The sequence below is a fragment of the Pseudomonas sp. ZS1P83 genome (assembly GCF_054897825.1).
The window spans coordinates 1,377,660-1,394,782 of sequence record NZ_CM142706.1 but is presented as its reverse complement, the minus strand read 5'-3'; the positions used below and the strand labels follow the sequence as shown (position 1 = coordinate 1,394,782).

21 protein-coding genes are annotated in these 17,123 nt (G+C 59.1%); 1 reads left to right on the top strand and 20 read right to left on the bottom strand.

Translation table 11 applies throughout. The annotated features are described in order from the left end of the window. Nucleotides 1-33: 33 nt before the first annotated feature. Entirely contained in the window at nt 34-1,767 is a 1,734-nt protein-coding gene (locus ACYZT0_RS06685) for a hypothetical protein (RefSeq protein ID WP_462045148.1), read from the top strand. Nucleotides 1,768-1,878: 111 nt separating this feature from the next. On the opposite strand, the gene ACYZT0_RS06680 is transcribed toward ACYZT0_RS06685, so the two are convergent. The 20 genes from ACYZT0_RS06680 to ACYZT0_RS06585 form a co-directional block, all read right to left on the bottom strand. Beyond that, entirely contained in the window at nt 1,879-2,427 is a 549-nt protein-coding gene (locus tag ACYZT0_RS06680) for a lysis protein (RefSeq protein WP_462045147.1), read from the bottom strand. Beyond that, complete coding sequence (locus tag ACYZT0_RS06675) at nt 2,409-2,972, bottom strand: glycoside hydrolase family 19 protein (protein WP_462045146.1); 564 nt, start codon at nt 2,970-2,972, stop codon at nt 2,409-2,411. The genes ACYZT0_RS06680 and ACYZT0_RS06675 overlap by 19 nt, the downstream gene beginning before the upstream one ends. 54 nt (nt 2,973-3,026) lie before the next feature. Next, nucleotides 3,027-4,076: a phage late control D family protein gene (locus ACYZT0_RS06670; protein ID WP_462045145.1), complete on the bottom strand. Its 1,050-nt coding sequence runs from the start codon at nt 4,074-4,076 to the stop codon at nt 3,027-3,029. Nucleotides 4,077-4,172: 96 nt separating this feature from the next. Then, nucleotides 4,173-4,379 (bottom strand): tail protein X, encoded by a 207-nt coding sequence (locus ACYZT0_RS06665; RefSeq protein ID WP_462045144.1) that lies wholly within the window; start codon nt 4,377-4,379, stop codon nt 4,173-4,175. After that, nucleotides 4,354-5,199 carry a phage tail protein gene (locus ACYZT0_RS06660; RefSeq protein ID WP_462045143.1) on the bottom strand — a complete coding sequence of 282 codons (846 nt, stop codon included), beginning with the start codon at nt 5,197-5,199 and terminating at the stop codon, nt 4,354-4,356. Before ACYZT0_RS06660 ends, ACYZT0_RS06665 begins: the two co-directional genes overlap by 26 nt. Nucleotides 5,200-5,211: 12 nt before the next feature. Beyond that, a complete protein-coding gene (locus tag ACYZT0_RS06655; RefSeq protein WP_462045142.1) occupies nt 5,212-7,650 on the bottom strand; it encodes a phage tail tape measure protein in 2,439 nt (812 codons plus the stop codon). 148 nt (nt 7,651-7,798) lie between these two features. Further along, nucleotides 7,799-8,110 (bottom strand): phage tail assembly protein, encoded by a 312-nt coding sequence (locus ACYZT0_RS06650; protein WP_462045141.1) that lies wholly within the window; start codon nt 8,108-8,110, stop codon nt 7,799-7,801. 11 nt (nt 8,111-8,121) lie between these two features. Then, nucleotides 8,122-8,625: a phage major tail tube protein gene (locus ACYZT0_RS06645; protein ID WP_462045140.1), complete on the bottom strand. Its 504-nt coding sequence runs from the start codon at nt 8,623-8,625 to the stop codon at nt 8,122-8,124. A 12-nt stretch (nt 8,626-8,637) separates the two neighbouring features. Next, on the bottom strand, nt 8,638-9,807 hold the full coding sequence (locus tag ACYZT0_RS06640) for a phage tail sheath subtilisin-like domain-containing protein (protein WP_462045139.1): 1,170 nt from the start codon (nt 9,805-9,807) through the stop codon (nt 8,638-8,640). A 90-nt stretch (nt 9,808-9,897) separates the two neighbouring features. Next, on the bottom strand, nt 9,898-10,311 hold the full coding sequence (locus tag ACYZT0_RS06635) for a hypothetical protein (RefSeq protein ID WP_462045138.1): 414 nt from the start codon (nt 10,309-10,311) through the stop codon (nt 9,898-9,900). 9 nt (nt 10,312-10,320) lie between these two features. Next, nucleotides 10,321-11,898: a phage tail protein gene (locus ACYZT0_RS06630; protein WP_462045137.1), complete on the bottom strand. Its 1,578-nt coding sequence runs from the start codon at nt 11,896-11,898 to the stop codon at nt 10,321-10,323. Next, the gene (locus ACYZT0_RS06625; RefSeq protein ID WP_462045136.1) at nt 11,891-12,502 is read right to left on the bottom strand and encodes a phage tail protein I; all 612 of its coding nucleotides are present in this window, start codon (nt 12,500-12,502) and stop codon (nt 11,891-11,893) included. The genes ACYZT0_RS06630 and ACYZT0_RS06625 overlap by 8 nt, the downstream gene beginning before the upstream one ends. After that, complete coding sequence (locus ACYZT0_RS06620) at nt 12,499-13,395, bottom strand: baseplate assembly protein (RefSeq protein WP_462045135.1); 897 nt, start codon at nt 13,393-13,395, stop codon at nt 12,499-12,501. The genes ACYZT0_RS06625 and ACYZT0_RS06620 overlap by 4 nt, the downstream gene beginning before the upstream one ends. Continuing rightward, on the bottom strand, nt 13,392-13,718 hold the full coding sequence (locus tag ACYZT0_RS06615) for a GPW/gp25 family protein (protein WP_462045134.1): 327 nt from the start codon (nt 13,716-13,718) through the stop codon (nt 13,392-13,394). Before ACYZT0_RS06615 ends, ACYZT0_RS06620 begins: the two co-directional genes overlap by 4 nt. 5 nt (nt 13,719-13,723) lie before the next feature. Continuing rightward, nucleotides 13,724-13,942: a hypothetical protein gene (locus ACYZT0_RS06610; RefSeq protein WP_462045133.1), complete on the bottom strand. Its 219-nt coding sequence runs from the start codon at nt 13,940-13,942 to the stop codon at nt 13,724-13,726. A 58-nt stretch (nt 13,943-14,000) separates the two neighbouring features. Continuing rightward, complete coding sequence (locus ACYZT0_RS06605; RefSeq protein WP_462045132.1) at nt 14,001-14,606, bottom strand: phage baseplate assembly protein V; 606 nt, start codon at nt 14,604-14,606, stop codon at nt 14,001-14,003. Beyond that, on the bottom strand, nt 14,603-15,115 hold the full coding sequence (locus ACYZT0_RS06600) for a hypothetical protein (protein WP_462045131.1): 513 nt from the start codon (nt 15,113-15,115) through the stop codon (nt 14,603-14,605). Before ACYZT0_RS06600 ends, ACYZT0_RS06605 begins: the two co-directional genes overlap by 4 nt. Then, nucleotides 15,108-15,773, bottom strand: coding sequence for a hypothetical protein (locus ACYZT0_RS06595; RefSeq protein ID WP_462045130.1), 666 nt, complete (start codon nt 15,771-15,773; stop codon nt 15,108-15,110). Before ACYZT0_RS06595 ends, ACYZT0_RS06600 begins: the two co-directional genes overlap by 8 nt. Continuing rightward, the gene (locus ACYZT0_RS06590) at nt 15,770-16,090 is read right to left on the bottom strand and encodes a head-tail joining protein (RefSeq protein WP_462045129.1); all 321 of its coding nucleotides are present in this window, start codon (nt 16,088-16,090) and stop codon (nt 15,770-15,772) included. The genes ACYZT0_RS06595 and ACYZT0_RS06590 overlap by 4 nt, the downstream gene beginning before the upstream one ends. 2 nt (nt 16,091-16,092) lie before the next feature. Next, nucleotides 16,093-17,088 carry a major capsid protein gene (locus ACYZT0_RS06585; protein ID WP_462045128.1) on the bottom strand — a complete coding sequence of 332 codons (996 nt, stop codon included), beginning with the start codon at nt 17,086-17,088 and terminating at the stop codon, nt 16,093-16,095. Nucleotides 17,089-17,123: the final 35 nt, after the last annotated feature.

The following is a 17,123-nucleotide window of genomic DNA, read 5'->3' as shown; positions in this document are numbered from 1 at the left end:
GACAGGCCACATAATTGCTGGTAATTTTCAAAAATGAATATGACTCTCAGTTGCTTTTTCGAAGCGCTTAACAGACAAGAAAGAAAACTCCTTCCTAAACTCGAGGCGGATCATCTTGGGCTGTATTTAAGATCAGCGATTAACGAGCTGGACTGGTACTACTACAACATTAGCAGAACTAGTAATCCATCTTATGATCAAACAGAGCAATTCTACATATTGCGGCTTGGAGTTGGACGACTGATACAGCTAGCGCTGGACGGACGTCAAAGTTATGATGCACCGCCCCTTATGTTTACGCGGAAAAAAGAAATTTACACCCCCGTATTGGAGCTTGCCGCTGGATTAGGCTTCATCGAACATGGACGTCGAGTAGGACAAACTGTTTCAACTGGTTTCTGCAGTATTGAAAGCATAGATGGAAAAGAATTCACCATCACCTTACCGCCTGAGCTGCCAGACGACGAATACTACGAGCGAGAACTCAAAGATCACTACCAAAGGGAAACCGAAAACTTTGTCAATCAGGTTCGAAATTCAGCACTGAGTACTGAGTTCGAAACAGAGATAAACGAAACCCTAGAAGCATTAGTTTATCCTTTCCTCACTCACTTCATCGGATACGGTGGCGACCCTTTAGTAGATAGTTACTTTTATAACATTGCATTCAGCGAACTTCAAACCTTCGAAGGCTATGACACATTCAACTATGCGACCCGCTTTGGCGGAATTCACTTCCAAAATTACATTATAGCGTTAAACTTCATCAACTCTATTTCAATGCGACACGAACGATTTGCCGAGGCGCTCGTAAAGAAAGACCCCAGTATAAAACTAGAAAACATACTCACGATCTCATCAGAAACAGAGAGCTTTATAAAAAACCTCCAAAGTGCAATTAACCATTTTGGGGCTGATCACTTAGACTTTGAGGACGCGAGTCTGGAGGATGCCCGACGTATTTTTGAAGTCCTCACATGTAGTAGGAAAAACACTGCCTTACTTGCGAAACCCGGGTCCCCCCTTCCTCACCTGATCCAATACTCCGATCAAGGTTTTATCCGGTGTCTTACTGGAGCCCGCAGCAATCCGATGCTGTTCCTTCTGGAGTCTTTAAGACACCAATACCCTAAAGACTATGATAAACATCAGCAATCTCGTGAAAAATCCATGCAGAATGGAATCAAACGAATTTTGAACGAGTGCTTTGAAGGGCTAGAATATCTTGAAAACGTCAAAATCAAACTAAATGGTCGTGTACTAACAGATATTGATTTGGTAGTTATAGAAAAGCCCACCGGAACAATATTTATTTGCCAATTAAAATTCCAAGAACTCTACGGTCAGGACCTTCATTCAAAACACATTCGCAGCAACCGTCTAAAAGAACAAACAACTCGTTGGCTTACGAGCCTTGAAGACTGGATAGATAATGTAGGGGAAGCCGGCATCAGAAACTCTCTTCGGTTGCCGAAGGGATTCCCAACCTTGAATGTTTACCGCCTTATCATAGCAAAGCATTACAGCTACCCCCTGAAAGATCTAACTCTGCGCACAAACACAGCACATGCGAACTGGATGCACTTTTTCAATTCCGTCGAGCTGATCAAAAGGCAAAAAAATACTAATTTAAAACTGTCTGACCTCATAAGCATGATAAAAAAAACGGATTCACCGCATGGAACCAAAACCCATAATGACGAACCGTTAAGCAATGAGTACATATTAGATGAGCTGAAATTTAAAATCATTCACAAGACAGACTAACCACCTATATCCACCGCCCATTACCGTCGAACCACACTGCGAACACACTCAATAGATGGCCCTCCTCATGTTAAGTTATTTTCTAAACGAGTTAAGTCTTCGAGTTAATTACTATTTTCCCTTCAACATTGAAACTTCTTTGGCGTATGTCTGACAGGCCGCCAAGGCGATCAATCCTTGGTCGCCGGCATCGGTGATGCTGATAATTCGTTGAGCATGCGCTGGGTCAAGTTGGACTCGTGTTCCGCCATGAACCACGCTGCCGGTTGAGGTGGCGGCTGACACTGTGTCGCCACTGGCTGTATCGGTGGCGTCGAGTAGGACTGACAGGCGCAGATCAGCAGTGGCAAGGCGATCACGCAGGCGAGCCTGGTTGCGTTGAGCATCGCTCAGTTCCTTGTAGTGGGTTTGTTCACTGGTCGACAGCCGCTGCTCAAGGGCCAGGCGGCTGTCCTGTGCCGTGCGCACCTGGTCAGCAGCAGCGTTGCTGATGGCGATCAGATCGTCCTTGTGCAGGTTGACCTGTTCGGCGAGTTGCATGCCGTAGCGCCAGTCCTGAACTTTCCAGGCCGACGCGGCAGATCCGCCGACCAATGCGGTCAGCAGCACGCCAACGGCGAACAGCCGGAACGGCGCGGGGATCAGGTCCACGACACGCATAGCACTGCCCTCGCCCGGGTCCACAGTTGCAGCCGATCTGCCAGACCGTTCAGACCACCGTTGATCTTGCGTGTGATCGCCTCGAACTCGTCCCGATCCGCCAGAGCGTTCAGCTCGCGCACCCACCAGAACCACGCCGCCGACTCGGCCGCCCATTGCGGTTGCTCGAGCAGCTCAGGCGTGCGTAGCAAACGTTCGTCACCGAACAACGCCAGGCTGCAGCGCAGATAGTTGCTATGACCGGTTATCTGGATCAGGCCGCGGCCGCGATAACGCTGGCCATCTCCATCAGCTTCCGGGGTGTTGCCCAGTTTCGCGGCCAGATTGCCGGTGTCGTACTTGCTCAGGTACTGATCGCCGCCCAATTCACGGACGTACTGCAGCTGACCTGACTCGTGCCCGAGCTGGGCCAGAAATGCTGCCTGGCGTTTCGGCGTATTGATTTGCCGGTGCGCCATGGCGGCATTTAGAGCGGATACAAAAACGCCCGCTTGGCGGCGGGCGTTGGGCATGATGCGTTGTAGCTGTTGCTCGGTAAGTGACATACAAACTCCAGGCATAAAAAAACCGCACGCGGCGGGTTATGGGGCGCCGAGGCGCTATTGCAGACTGACCACCTTGACCGGCTTCGCCGGTTTCTTCGCGCTCTTGCCTTTGGCGTTGGCCTTGCCCTGCTTGCCACCGTTGCACTCGATCGAGGTCGTCCAGCCAGACTGGGTGTAAAGCTGCTCGACCGAGTCCACCAGGTACTCGCCATCAAGGCCGACCTTGAAACCCTGGGCATTAATCGAGCGCTCGGCGAACAGGTCCGTGCGCCCAAGCATTTCCAGGCGAACGTCCGCCGTCGAGCGATTGAACGCCGCCAAGCGCGCCTTGGCTGCGGCCTCGGCGGCGGTCTTGTTCGGGTAAATGTGCCGATCGGTATGCACTGCCGGCAGGCCGTCCGGCACGTCGTCGTTATCCAGGGACACGACCGCGAGCTTGCCGGTCTTCTTGTCTTGGTGCTTGGCCCCTACCGACTTGTGCGCGTTGCGATCGCCGAACTGGAACTGCCAGCGGCTGACGTCGCTGCGCGTCAGGGTGATCGCGCCGAAGGCCTTGCCGCTGGCGCTCTGACCCGCTTGGCGGGGCATGACCAACAACTTGCCGTCGGCGACCTTGGCCGTACAGTCGTATTGCTTGGCCAGGCGCGTGATGAAACTAAAATCCGACTCGCTGATCTGGTCCGCCCGGGCGACCTTGGTGGACACCGGGCACACCGGCCGCCAGCCATTGCGCGCCGCAATGTCGGCCACGATCTTCGACAGTGGTACGTCTTCCCAGCTGCCGCTGCGGATGGTCTTGCCGCTGCCGCGCATGTCGCTGGCCTTGCCCTTAATCACGATGGTGTCCGGCGGACCCGACACGGCGACATCGTCCACCACGTAACGGCCCATGCGGGCCAGTGACGTCTCGACATAGCCTAGGTAGACCTCAACCCCCACGCCTTTGCGCGGCAACGTCACCAGGCCGTCACGGTCATCAATGCGCAATTCGAACTCGTCCGACTCCATGCCGGTCTTGTCCGTGGTGCGCAGCTGGATTAGTCGATCATTGATCAGCCCGGTGATATCGGCCCCATCGACAACGATTCTAAAGCTGGGGGTCATGAATTTTGTCCAATAAAAAACCCGCACCAGGCGGGTCTAGATCAGTAGGCCGTTACGCGTAACGGATGGTGTGGCCGGCAGTGACTCCGGACGGCGTCAGTCCCACAGGGTGACTTGCTCGGCGACCGGGGCTGACAGCGCCGGCAACGTGATCAGCACACCGGCGCGAAACGGCTGCGGTTCATCGGCCAGCCCCTGATTGGCATCCAGCACCGCTTCCACGGTGCCGCTCAAGTGGCCATAGAAGTTATGGCAAATGGTGTCCAGCAGATCCCCGTCAGACGTTCTGCATGTCGTCGCCATAACGCACAAACTCCAGAGTGAACCCTTGTTTACGCGGAATCCCGCCCTGCATCAGCGCGCCCTGTTCTTCCTCAAGACTCTTGAGGCACCACGCGCCCAGCACGTCGCCATAACCGGTGATCAGGGTCAGCGGTTGGAGCTGAGCGCCGAGCGCGCGCAACGTGTCGAGCTGCTTCAGCCCGCCCTTGAAGCCCGGGAAAATCACCCCCTTCAGCGTGATTTTCTCGTCACCCATGCCGACCGCTTGCTGAGCCGGGCGGCGCGACAGGCGTTCCTGTGAGGCCCAACGAAATTCCGTCGAGCGGCGCAACTCATCAAACGCCGCCGTGTCGAGGTTGAAGTGATACGGCTGCGCCTTGGGGTCTTGCGGCTGGATGGTCAGCAGGTGCGGGAACGGCTTCACCGCCTCCGGCGCCGGCGTCTGATCCGTGGCAAAGGCCCCCGTGGGCACGATGTTGGCCAGCGCCGGGCTGGCCTTGCCGGCGATTTTATTAATCGCCGTCGCTGCGTTGCCCGCCTGCTCCTTCAGCACCCCCATGCGCTCGTCGATTTGCGACAGAGCACGGGTGGCCGTGCCATAGGTGGCGACCACCTGACCGACCTTGGCCTGCGCGGCATTCACCCCGCGCATGACCCGCTGAAGCTTGGCCCCGATCGCCGGCCCGACAAAGGGCAAGCCCTCCAGTTCGGACGTGGCGCCGGTGATTTCGCCGATCGCGCCATTCACCGGCCCCAGCATGCCGTCCAGGCTGCGCCGGCCGGTTTCCCCGGCCGAGGCCAGGTACTTCAGCCCCGACTGTAACTGCCCCAATGCTTCCATGAGCCCTCCTGATTAAACGTGCGGTGTGTCAAAGAGCTGCTTGCTCTCCACCTGTCTGGCCATCTCGCGATAGTGCTGATCGAGCAACGGCCTGAGCTGGGCATACAGCGTCGCGGCGTCCTTCACGTCGCCGTTCACCACCAGCGAAAACGGCGCCTGAATATCCACCTTCGACTCTATTTTTGTCGGCTCTGCCTTGACGGCCGGGGCCGGGGCCAGCGCCAACGGCCCCGAAGCGGCACCGGCGTCCGCACTGGCCGGCGGCAACATCATGGCCCGCGCGGCATCGCCGGGAAGGGCGAGCGGCCCCACGGATTTGGGCGCGGCGAACGATCGGGCGATGTCGCCCATCACCGGCGGCATGTCCTTGCCGGCATTGGCCATCATCAGCGGCCCGGCGATCGGCAGCGTCTTCAGCGCATCGTCACCGCCAAACATCGACTTACCGACCACACCGCCCAGGGCGTCACCGCCCAGGTTGCCGAGCACCCCGCCGATCAGCCCGCCAATAGCAGTGCCAACCATGGGCAAAATCATCGTGCCGAGGGCCGCCCCCGCCGCCGCACCACCCAACGTGCCGGCGAGACCTCCGGCGGCGCCGCCATAGCCTTCGGCCTTTTCGTCTTGCGTCTCGGCGTTCTGATAGGTGTCATAGGCCTTGTAACCGGCCTCGGCCACGGCAAACACAGCCGCGCCTTTCATTGCGGCGCCGACGCCCCGGCCGCCTCCACGACCACCACCCTTCCTGCCCTTCTTGCCATCACCACCAAGGTCGCCGCCCTCCAAGCCGCCGCCCCCACCCGCCGGCAGGTTGGTCACGATCACCTTTTGCGGGATGTTCGGATTACCCATCAGCGAGCCGCGCCCAATGTTCAGCAGGCCCTTGGCAATCTTGAAACTGCTCATCGCCGTCTGAAAGGCGATCACTGCCGCCACCGCCGCGCCGATGCCCGACACCACCCGGGGCGATTCGTCCGACAACTTGCTCAGCCCCTGGGTGACGTAGGTCAGCCCGTCCGCCACCCTGTCCGTGACCGGGCGGAACGCATCGCCGATCGCGCGCATGGCGTCGTCCATGCCCTGCGCCATTTCCGACCACTTCTGCGCCGACGACTGCCGGCGCTCCTCAAGGTTCTTATCCAAGATCCCCGTGGCGCTGGCCGAGTCGGCTTTCAACTTGGCGTACAGGTCTTTGTTCTGCATGTACGCGGTCAAGGCGCCCTTCACCTGCATGTCGGCGAACAGATCGCCGGTGCGCAAGGCTTGCTCCAGGGACGCAATCATGGCCTTGGCCTTTTCCGGGTCCGTCTCCTGGCTGATCTTGGCCGTGGCTTCAGCCATCGCCGCGGCCTTCTTCGGATCGGTCGCCGCGATGTACTTCTGCGCCAGCTCAAAGCTGGATTCCAGTGTGGATTTACCGTTCTGCAGCCCGGTATTCATCGAGCCCTGATAATCGATCCCAACCTTTTTATAGGCCTCGACCGTGTCCCCCGAACCGATCTTTTCCATCCAGTTCTTGAGGTTGTTGGCCGCCTCATCGGAGCCGCCGGCAGTCTTCATTTGCACCTGCAGCATAGCGCCCAGTTGCGTCACCGAATCCATCCCGGTGATGCCCAGCTTGCCCATGCCCGCCAGCAATTCAGGAAACCAACGCGCCATGTCGGCCGCTTCAAAACTGCCCGCCTGGCCTTGGTAGGCGATCGCCTCCAGGGCCTTTTGCATCATGGCCGGGTCGGTGATCTTGGCGTTCTGCCCCAGGGCGTTGATCATCTTGGCGGTTTCGGTGCCATCTGAGCCTTGGCCCACGGCAAACTTGGCCGCCGTCGGCGCGTACTGCAGAGCCTTGTCCAGCTCCATGCCGGCCCCGACCAGGGCGTTAACCACCTCGGCCACCTGATTGCGCGCCATTCCGGTGTCCCGCGACGTATCCACGATCGTCTTGGACAGCTGCGCTTCTTCGGGCTTGTTGGCAATGTTCGCCTTGATCGCAATGTCCCGAATGATCGCGCCATAGTCCGCGCTGACCTTGGTCGGAATCGCCATCGCCGCCGTGGCGGCCACCGCTTGGCCGACACTGCTTTTGAGCTTCTGCTTGCCCTCATCCAGTTGCTGGTGACCTTTAGCCTTCAGCTCGGCCTTGGCGGCCGCCTGACCCATGGCGTTATAGGCCTTTGTCAGATTATGAACTTCAACGCCTTGCTTTTTCAGGCTGCTGATATTGCCCTCAAGCTGTTTCAGCAGGGCGTTGGCACCCTTCTCGCCCGCCAGGTGCGCCTTGCGCCACTCATCGCGCAACCGCATGGTGTCGCCAATGGTCTTTTCCAGCACCCGGGCTTTTTTGCCTTCGGCCTCCAGGCGCTTGATGCGGCTGGTGACATCCTTGAACGCTGAGCCCACCGTGGAGCTGACCGCCCCGCCAATGACCAGGCCGAGCGCGAGTTTATTCGCCATGTGCGTGCCCTATACGTCGGGTAGATCAAAGGCGGCTCAATCCGTGAGCCACCAAACCATCTCAGAAAAAGGCATGGCCTTGATCTCGGCCGCCGAGAAACTGGTCTCTTTGGCCAAGCGTCGGGCCAGCGCCTTTAGGGTGGCGGCATTACACGTCGTCTTCTTCAACCAGACGAAAATAGCCGGCCTGCAAACGGTTGTAGTCTTTGTATTTCAGGCCCCCCAACTCGACGTCGGTGGCCGTGAGCAAGCTGCAAAACAGGCTTTTTTCCATCTTTTCAAAATCGCCACCACCGGCCGCCTTGGCGGCGTCCATGTCCCTCACGCTGGGCGCACGCATCGTCAGCTTGTCGACGACCATCCCGTTAAAGTTGGCCTTGTAGGCCAGCGTTACGGTCACGCCGTCATCGTTGAGCGCCAGCCACTTCGGCAATGGCTTGGCTTCGCTTGCTTGAGTCATGTTCATTGTCCTTAGAGGCCCAGGGCCGAACGTTCAGCCGCCAACTGATCGACACCGTCGACCACCTGAATCATGTTGATGGGATCGATCTCGTACATCACGCGACCGTCGATTTCGAGCTTGTAATAAACCAGCTTCAGCGCGTGCTTGATTTCGGACTTGTCGGCCGGCTTCCAGTCGCCCATGTCGACCTCTTTGATGCCGCCGCGCATGGTCACGATCACCGGCGTAATCACGCCTTTAAGACCTCGGAAGGAAGCACGGAACACCACATTGCACGCGGTCTGATCGGCCAGACCGAAGTACTTCAGCGACTCACGGCGCACGCCGTTGGTGGTAAACGCCGCCTCGAGCTTTTCCAGGCCCATGGCCATTTCGATCGGGGCGGACATGCCGCCGCCCTGATAGTCGTCGGTCTTTTGCGTCAGCTTGGGCAGCGACAGGGTCGGCACGTCGCCGGCAAAACTGATGCCGTCGACAAACGCGGCGCAGTTGGAGAGAACTTGAGGAATCATTAAGCAGCCCCCTTAGGCGGTTTCAAGAACTTCGGTCAACCATTCGTTGGTGACTTCAATGAGGAAATTCGGGTTTTCTGCCGGCGGCACGTCGGTGAAGCGGATGCGCCAGTAAATTTTGCCCTGCTCGACTTGGCTGGCCGTGTTCATTTCCTTGTCCGCGTAGACCTCGAAATTGATCACCGCGCCGGCGTTCTTCTGGTCGCGCATGAACGCCTGAAGACCCTCGGTCACGTCCGCCACGTAGGTCTTGGTGATCGAGCGATCGACCGCCCATTTGTGCCCCGCCTGGATCGCATCCATGAGGATGTCGCAAGTCCGCACCCGGGTAACGAACGACCATTTCGGATCGCTGGACAGCGTGCGGTTACCCCACAGGCGATAACCGCCGTCACGAATGATCGTGGCGATGTTCGCGTTGTTCAGCAGGTTGGCCCGGCAAGTGGCGTCGTTGTCCAGATACTCGATCGGGCGAGTGGTGCCGGTGATGCCGACAAACTCCTTGTTCGACGGCGACGCCCAATAACCGTATTTGGCATCGGTCCAGGCAAAGAGCCCAGCGACCCACGCCGACGCTGGCGCATCGACCGTTGCACTGGCGACGGTGTCCCAATACTTAACACCAGGGTCGACCAGATACAGGCGCTTGCTGCCGAACTCTTCGGCGTAAGCCATAACCGCCTCATCGGTGGTGTTCGGCCCGTCGATGATGCCAATCGCGCGCAACTTGCCGGCCAAGGCATCCATGGCCGTCGCCACCGCCTGGGTCGCCGAGTGCTTAGGGGCAATCAACAGTTTCGGCTGAGCGTTGTGCTTGCTCTTACCGTCCAGCAGCGCCTGCAGGCCGGTACGCTGGCCACCGGCGAGAACGCCACCAATGATGGCCGACGTTTGCAGCGCGGCGTCTTCCAGCTTGGGCACGCCGACAGCGACAATGACCGCCTTAGCCCGCACATAGATCGCCGCTGCCGCCTTGGCAATCGCCGAGTCTGCGCCGAACGCCGCGATGGCTTCTCGCTCGGACGTGATCAGCTTCAGCTCGCCCGCCAGGGCCGTGCCGCCGCCGAGAATGCCGGGGGTGAAGGTGTCGCAAAGACCAATGATCGAGGACGACGGCAGCGAAATAGTCCGCGCGCCGGTTTCGATCAGTGTGGTGGTAACGCCGTGGATAAAACCACTCATAAGGGTCAATCTCCAGAAACGAAAAAGCCCCGCATAAGCGAGGCCGTCAGGGATGTTCGTGTTACGCGTAATGGAAAAGAAAACGCCCCGTCAGTGCGGGGCGTTATTGAGGATCGACGGGGTCGGGGACCAGGGAAATTCCGCCTGAATTGCTTTATAGCGATCCACACCGGCCGCGCGGACATTTTCCCAACCCACCTCCCCCATTACCTGCATACGCAGCGCTTCGGAAAAATAACGATCAGAGCCCGTCAGTGGGTTGGCATAAGCGGACAAACGTACTCGCTCATTTTCCTCGGTCGTCAACGGGGGTGGAGCAGGCATCGCGCACTGCGTGATCTTGCCGGAGTCACCCAGCATCCACACGCAATCCGTTTCCTGCGTAAGCCTTAGCCACATCACTTCATCAATCTCGAACGCGTCCTTCGGAATGGGATGCACGCCACGAATCAAGCGTTCCTTAAGGGTGCCGTCCGCACCAAACACAGCGAATTTGTCGCCCATATATGTCACCTAGCAGCCAATAAAAAGGAAGCGAACCCCTACTACGTTTGGCCCGGCGGCCAATGTGCCGTTGCTGGTGTAGGCCAACCAAGTGAAGTAACTATTGTCGAGGGAGCTGTAACTGGCATCAGTAGTGACATAACTACCGGTACTGGTGGCCAGGTTGATTTTCGCCGCCCCCAGCACCGAGCGAGGGAACGGAATGGGATAGGCAACGCTCGAAAAGCCCGTTCCTATGTTGTTGGTGTTAGAGGCGTACATCCACTGAATGATCAGCCCCCCCAACCATGAGGGAAAAACGATGTAACCGTTAGCAGCAATCAACATCGAAAAGCCCCAACGCAGCTTCTTTGGGGTGACGATAGTGCTGTCATCGGCGCCGGCATCGGTCAAAGCCTGAGTCGCGATTTTGGACGTGCCCTGGTTAATTTCCGTCGCTTGTGCAGCCAATGCGACCAGCGCTGCAATATCGATGTTTCCCTGATTGATCGGCGCATTCCAGGCCTTGAGGCACCACATAACCGCCAAGTTGCGCGGTCGGACAAACTGCGAGGCCGAAGAGATTGTGCTGTAGTTCGACGTTCGGGCCTGCAAGGTATATGACGGATGTGGCGTAGGGTTCGCACCGTCACCATCTGTCAGATTGACAGTGAGTACGTTTCCGTCACTACCACCGTATGGATAGATACCTGTCGCCTGCTGCTTGCTGCCGACCGCTCGGCCCACATCCACGCCGCGCCCATGGTCCCAGCCGCGCAGGAACTCGCCGCGCGACTCGGGCAGCCGGAAATTGCCCGCCCCTTCGTTGCCCAGGTTGAAGGCAGTCCCCAGGAACGCCGCCAAATCCGGATAGGCCGCAATACTCTTGACGCTACCGTCAATCTCCAGAAAGCCGGGCGGTAATTTGTTTACCGGGAACCCCACCAAAGTTCCCACTGGCAGCGCCGAGGCCTGCGCAATCATCGACTCTACTTCGGCCTTGGTGTAGGTGTCCGTGATGCCCATCCCGGCCAACGTGCTCGGGTTCGACCCGGAAACGAACACACCGCGATCATTCACCGCGACCTTGGTATAGGTGCCGGCGACTTTGTTGGCTGGCAACAGGCCGTTAATTGCTGAGTCGACGTACTGACGCGTCGCCAGCACCACAGACGGGTCAATCTTCAGCTGAATGTTCGCGGTGCCGCTGGTGATGATGTGCATCCGCACCACCTGGTTACGCCCGGAATTTTGTTCCAACTGAGGCTTATAGCTCGGGGCAGCATTGGCGACCGCGGAAAACACGCCGTCCTTGTCCTCCAGCGCCAGTTCACGAACCCACCAGCCGCCCACGTCGGGCGGCAACACCAGCTCGGCAATCAGTACATTGGCGTCAGTTGGAGACACGTATAGTTGATTGATTTGAGCCCGATATACTTGGTTGATCAGCTTTGTCTGGGAAGGGTTTGGCACTGGGTCGGTGCCGTTGGCATCGCCAATCAGCATGTAGCGCGGCTCCCAAGGGATACCCAGCGCATCGCAGTTGGTTTTCTTGGCGGCCCCTTGGATGGTGAGCATGCCGCCGAATATAGAATTTTTATCAACCATGGGGGTACACGTCCAATTCGTCGAGGGTGTATTCGCTAACGCCGTGATAGCCCTGGATCACCACGTCAATATCGGGGTTGCTCCAGGGGTAAACATCGATCTCGTCGCCGTCATACACAGCGACGCCGACATAGGCGTTCAATCGGGTTTCCAGCGTGATATCGAGGCCGGTCATGTGCCGAGTCACTGGCTTGGCGTCGTCGATCAGGCGCTCCAGCTCCTGAAACATTTCCTCGGTGATACCGGTGTCCAGCACGCCGACCTTCAGCGCGAAGGTGCCCGGCACGCCCTTCGGCACCGTGTTGAACCACTCAATAATTTCGATCAGGTATCCCAAGGGCTCGACCACGCGGCGCAACGCGCCGATGGTGCCCTTGTGGGCATGGATGTAATAAGACGCGTCGATGGCCGCACGCTTGGTCGCCTCGGACCATCGATAGTCCCAGCGATCGACTGACCACGCCCACGCCAGGTGGGGCAGCAAATGTGCCGGGCAGGTTTGAGCGTTGTAGAGGGCGCGCAGCGGGATAATCGTGCGCTCGTAAAGCCCCGCCTCCAGCGCGCGCTCCAGTTGCGTGCTATTGCTCGGCAGCAGGCTCTTCATGTTGCCCCCGCCAAGACCACGCTAAAACCGGTGCAATACGCTGCCTGCGCCTTGGTCGGGGCCAGGTCGACCCACCCCGTCAATTCCACCCGAGAAACGCCGGCAACGTGCAACTGCGCGTCGACCGCCGAGCGCGCGACCTCGACGCCCAGCCGCTTGCGTGGATTGATCCACGCCGCCAAGCGCTTGATGGCTTCCGCCAGACTGGCGTCCCCCTCAGGTCCGGCGCCGTTCATGTGCAAAATGGCGGCGATGCTGTAGTGGATAATCTGCGCGCTCTTCACCGTCACAAAGTCGGTGAGTGGCCGCACGTCCTCATCATTCAGCTCTTTCGCCACGGTGGCCAACAGCTCAGGGCTGGCCACCCCTTCCCCTTCCGAACTCAGCACCGTGACCGTAACGCAGCACGGTGACGGACTTTCCGCCGTGGCATCCGCCACCAGCGCCGAGGCGTTGCGCGCATGCAGGATGTAGCTGTTACGCGGCCCCGCCGTGGTCAGCCCCTCATAGGCCAACTGAATGCGCTCGCGAAACGGATCGTCCTTTTCCTTGACCTCCGGCACCGGCGGCACCGGCGGCACCGCCAGCAGATCCTCGGCCTGGATCACCAGGCGCTTCAGATTGACGTTGGCCCCCAGGTGATCCAGGTCACTGCCGATCGCATGGGCCAGTAGCAGGGCCTTGGCGGCATCGTTGACCCGGGCGCGGTTGCCGACCTTGTTGTAAGCCCCTACCTCCAGCACCTTGGTGACCGGATCGCTTTCCAGCGTCGCCGTCCAGTTGTCGCCCATGTACCCGCGAAAGGTGCCCAGGTCTTCCTCATAGACGTTTTCGAAGTCCAGGGGCTCCAGCACCTCCGGCGCCGGCAGCGCCGACAGATCCAAGGCACTCATAGGCTCACCTCCAATAGAAAGCGGTCGCCGAGGAATTCACCGGCAATGCTCAGGTCGATTTTTCCGCCCACCACCGCCAGCACGCGCACGCTCTCCAGCTTCAGGCGCGGCTCCCAGCGCCCCAAGGCCCTGGCCGCCTCCGCCTGAACCGAGCTTTTCCAGCCGGCGTTAACCGGCAGATCGACATAGGCGCGGAGTTTGCTGCCGTATTCTGGACGGTGCCGGCGACTGCCCAGCGGCGTGCCCAAGACGTCGCCCATGGACTGCCGCAGATGCTCGATGCCGGAGATGGGTTGGCCGGTATGGCGATCCATTCCGATCATTTAACTCACTCCTTCAGTGGCTCGAACTCTTCGTGGCTCTTGAGGTAGCTAACGGCCTGCTCATCGGACGCCGACACTTCGACGCAGCCTTTGGCCACCGGCAATGTTCGACCGGTTTTGGGAATGATCAGGGTGCGCGAGGTATAAACCTTGTCGCGAAACTTCAGCAGCAGATCCGCCGCTGGCGAATGATCGACAACGGGTTCTTCGGTGGGCTTGGCCATGGTTTCTCCAGGCATGCAAAAACCCGCACTGGGCGGGCCGGAAAAAAGGAATGATTGATTAATGCGAGTGGCGGTTGCTGTTACCCGTGGCGACGATGATCGAGGCGTCACTAGTGATGCTCTTCGTTACGTGTAACGTGCCGTCGATCTCCACCGCCGCGACCAACTTGATCGCGGCCGTTTTGACCGTCACCGAATCAGCGGTCAACGTCGCCTCGGTGCCACCGACTTTGGCCGACACGGCGTTATCCGTAACGGCGACCACGGTGCTACCGACCTTGATGGTTACCGTGCCGGTTGGCAGGGTGATGGTGTAGGTCTTGGCCGCCCAGTCGTAGATCAGCGAACCGCCATCGTCAAAACGCCAGACTTCGACGTGATCGCGATTGTCCGGCTGGGCGCCCGCGTTGCCATACAGCCCGGCGATAAAGGTGCCCATGCCGGCTTGACCGCTGGGGTTAAACAACACCCCCTGCTCGCCCAGGCTCGGCGCCCGCCAGTGCCGCGCCTTACCGGCCGCGAGGCTGTGCCAACGCACCCAGGCGCTTGTCCACTCGCCATTCGATACACGCACCATGCCCGCCGCCAGGTCCACCCCGACCACCGCACACGGCATCAGCATGGCCGCAATCATGCGGTCATGCTCGGCACCGGCGTAACTCACCGCAGATCCTCTGGCTGAATGGGGCCATCCCCCGGCTCAACATCAATCACCAGCGAACCTGGCGGCTCATCCGGCCATGGCCATTCCTCAACACCCAGGTAAATTTGGTGCGTCCATTCCACCAGCCAGACCACGTAGCCATCCAGTTCCGGCTTGGTCCAATCCTGCATGGCCTGGATAAACTCAGCAGGCTCGACCGCAACGCCCCAGGTTTGCATGCGCAGCAACACGGCCAATTGCGCCGCCAGGTGCACGGCCTGCTGATGATGGTGAGGCTTGATTGGGTCGACGATGATCCGCGCCTCGAACTTGCAAATCAGGGTTGTCTCGCCGGTGCCGATGTCTTTTCCAGGCTCCAGCTCGGCCATTTCAATGAACACCACCGGCAGTGCAATCCGGTCCTTGATGTTTGGCCAGGCCGTCACCACTTTTACCCCCGAAAGGTTGCTCAGCAGGTGCCGTTCAATCGCCTGGTAAAGCTGATCAAGACTAAAAGGCTCGTCAGGCATTGGCCGCTCCCTTCAAATACTTCTGCAGCTCAAAGTTGAACTCCTGCTGCAGGATTTCCAGCAAACGTGCATCGGCGCGTTTGACCCACGTGTCGAAGTGCGGGCGCGCCTGCTCCAGTGACACCTTGGCTTTGGCCAGCGGAAAACGATCGCCGTTTTCTGCGACCCATCCCGAACTGGCGCCGCCACCCGACGACACCGTGCTGTCGGGATAGTCGTTCGCGTTGAAATGCTTGCTCGCGGTACGAATCCAGATGTCGGGCTTGTTGCCGTAAACCCTTTTCAGAAAGGCTCCCTGGTAACGCCGCCCAGCGACCGACACACCGCTGCCAGACTGTCGTGCTCGGCCGATCCGGCTGGACTCAATCGCGTTGAGACCGAACCACAACTTGCCACTAGTGGCCCCGCCGGAGACCGGGTAGCTGCGTAAGCGCTGACGAACCGCCGCAACGGCAATGCGTTCTTGCCGGCTGACTGCCCGCGCAATGTTGGTGCGCAGCCAACCCAACGTTTTGTTGATCGCCCGACGCTGAGCCGCGGCGGCTGCTTTCGGTACCACCTTGGCAAACGCTTCGAAGGCTTTCAGATCCGCCGCCGAGGACTGGATAGAGAGCATCCCGCCACCTGCCGATGGCTTGAAATAGCTACCGACACTCATGCACGCATCCTCAAGATTAAGGCGACCAGACCGTCACCGCTCGGCTCCAGTTGCAGCAGGTCGTAGTCGCCGCCGCCGTCCAGCTCAGGCAGTTCGATGGTGACCAACATGCCCTGCTCAAGACCGTGCGAATCGCTGACACGAATTTCAAACCGAGGCTCACGCAGTCCCGTGTTGAGCTTGCCGATCTTCGGCTGCAACCAGGGCGCCGCGAACATGCCGAGGACCGGTTCATCGCGGCCCTCGATCCGAGCGGTGTCGCCCAGCGTTTCGAACACCACGGCGTCGACCTCGGTGATCAGATCGCGAAAGCCCACGATCAGAGTTCCAGGAGGATCTGTGCACGCGGTCGAGTGCACAGGTGCAGCGGGTTGGACTGCGCTTCACCGGCCATGCCTTTGTTGAACGGCAGTGGCTCGATCATGCTGTAGTACGGAATGCCCTGGGTGTTAACCGTCTCCATGTAATCGGCCGGGGCGAACACCGAGATGTACAGATCAGGAACACCTTCCGGGACCAGCAACGCCTTGTCGTCGTGGACGAATGACACACCGGCAACTTTGCCACGGTAGCGTTCCCAGACAATGCCGCCGAACTCAAAGCTTTCCCGAGCATCACCGCGCAATGCCGCCGCTTGTTGGCTGTTGAGGTAGGTTTCCTTGATCGCCTTGTGAACGATCAGTTTGTTCCAGAAGTTCTTGCCACAGAAGGCGCGGGAGCCGGTACTGGTCACACTGCCCAGCGCGTCCTCTTGCATATCCAGCGCTTCGCCGCATTTGACCCGCAGCTCGGTGCTCTGATCGGCCAGGCCCATGGGCAGCTTCTGACGCTGCACACCGAAACGGTCGTATAGGTCCAACAGTACCGTCGATCCATCGGCATCGAGAATCAGGCCATTGAGGGCGCCCATGCGCTGGAACTCGTGAGTGGCGTCCAACTGCCGGCGCGCTTTGGCCAGGCGGGTATTGACGACGTCCTGTATCGCCTGCAATTCGGTGCGGGTCCCGAAGGCGCGAATGCCTTGGATCTCGTCCGCCTTGATGGTGAAACGCTCTGGCAAGTGGACGGTGTTGAATGGAATCAGGTTGCGCTTGCCGGCCGCGACCACCAGGCCAGAGCCACCCCGCTCACCGGCTGGCACCAATGCCAGGGTGTCGCCGTCCTTTTCAATCTGCACGGTCAGGGTCGTAACCCCTTCCTCGCGGAACAGGCCCAGCGCACTGATGCGGCCCGGCAGGTACGGTTGTTCATTGAGTGCAGCAGTGAGCGCGGTAACGGTGAACGCTTCGTCGTCAAAAATGGCGATATCGGCCATGGGTACTCTCCAGAAATGAAAAACCCCGCTCAAGC